Genomic DNA, 1,023 nt, shown 5'->3' on the forward strand with positions numbered 1-1,023 from the left:
GTGCCTTGTCTGCGACCGGACAGGTGCCGAACAGGGCGAGGGCCTGCTCGGCCTCCGCTTCGGAGTCGGCGAACGCGGGTGAGGCGAACGTGATGACGGGGACGTCGATGCCCATGTTCGGTTCGCCGCGAGAGGCGACGGCCTGCAGCTCGACGCGCGGGTCGACTTCGGCGCTGACCGCTCGGGCCCAGGTGAAGACCTCGTCGGCAAGGTCGAACGGGTAGACGTAAACACTGGTACCGCACACGGGCGGCTTGGGGTACAGCTTCAGGTGAAACGACGTGACGACGCCGAAGAAGCCGGGACCGGCGCCGCGGGCCGCCCAGTAGAGGTCGGGGTGATTGTCTTCGTCGCAGTAGACCTGCTCACCGTCGGCGGTGATGACGTCCAAGCCGATCACGCTCTCGCACGCCGGCCCGTAGATTCGGCTGTTCCAGCCGTATCCGCCCTGCAGTAGATAGCCGCCGAGGCATACGCCCTTGCAATGGCCGCCAGGGAAGAACAGGTTCTGTGCCTGCAGGTCGGCCATCAGTAGGCTGCCGCCCTTGCCCGGGCCGGCGACGGCCAGGCCTTTTTCGGCGTCGATGTTGGCGTGATCGAGGCGGCTGAGGTCGAGTAGCAGGGAGCCGTCGCGGAGGTGGCTGGCCGCAAAGCTGTGCCCTCCCGAAACGATGCTGACCTTGTGTCCGTTGGCCTTGGCATAGCGCAGAGCCGCGATGATGTCGTCGGAATCGGCGGCCTGCACGATCACCTCGGGATACCGTGCAGGCACACGCTGGTGCCAGACCGTTCCGCGGCGGGCCGCTTCGTACTCGTCATCACCGCGGAAGTAGTGTCGCCCGGCCGGTAGAGCGCTCATCCTGGAACTCCTTTGATCCACATTTCGGTTCTTTTAAATCCGCGATGCGGGCCACTATAGTGGAATAGTGGCTCAAACGGAACGCAATCCTGCAACCAATCGCGACGAGGGGATTCAGGTGCTGCGCCGCGCTGCTGCCGCGCTGGATGAGATCGGCGCACAAC

1 protein-coding gene and 1 pseudogene are annotated in these 1,023 nt (G+C 65.1%); one reads left to right on the forward strand and one right to left on the reverse strand.

Annotation, left to right across the window (positions count from 1 at the left end):
• Nucleotides 1–859: FAD-binding oxidoreductase (locus AWC27_RS20275; RefSeq protein WP_139837118.1), on the reverse strand; the 859-nt coding region annotated here is incomplete at its 3' end.
• A 67-nt stretch (nt 860–926) separates the two neighbouring features.
• Here AWC27_RS20275 and AWC27_RS30380 point away from each other — a divergent pair.
• Nucleotides 927–1,023: pseudogene (locus AWC27_RS30380) on the forward strand (IclR family transcriptional regulator); the annotation flags it as partial.

Origin of the sequence: Mycobacterium szulgai (assembly GCF_002116635.1) — a bacterium.
GTDB lineage: Bacteria > Actinomycetota > Actinomycetes > Mycobacteriales > Mycobacteriaceae > Mycobacterium > Mycobacterium szulgai.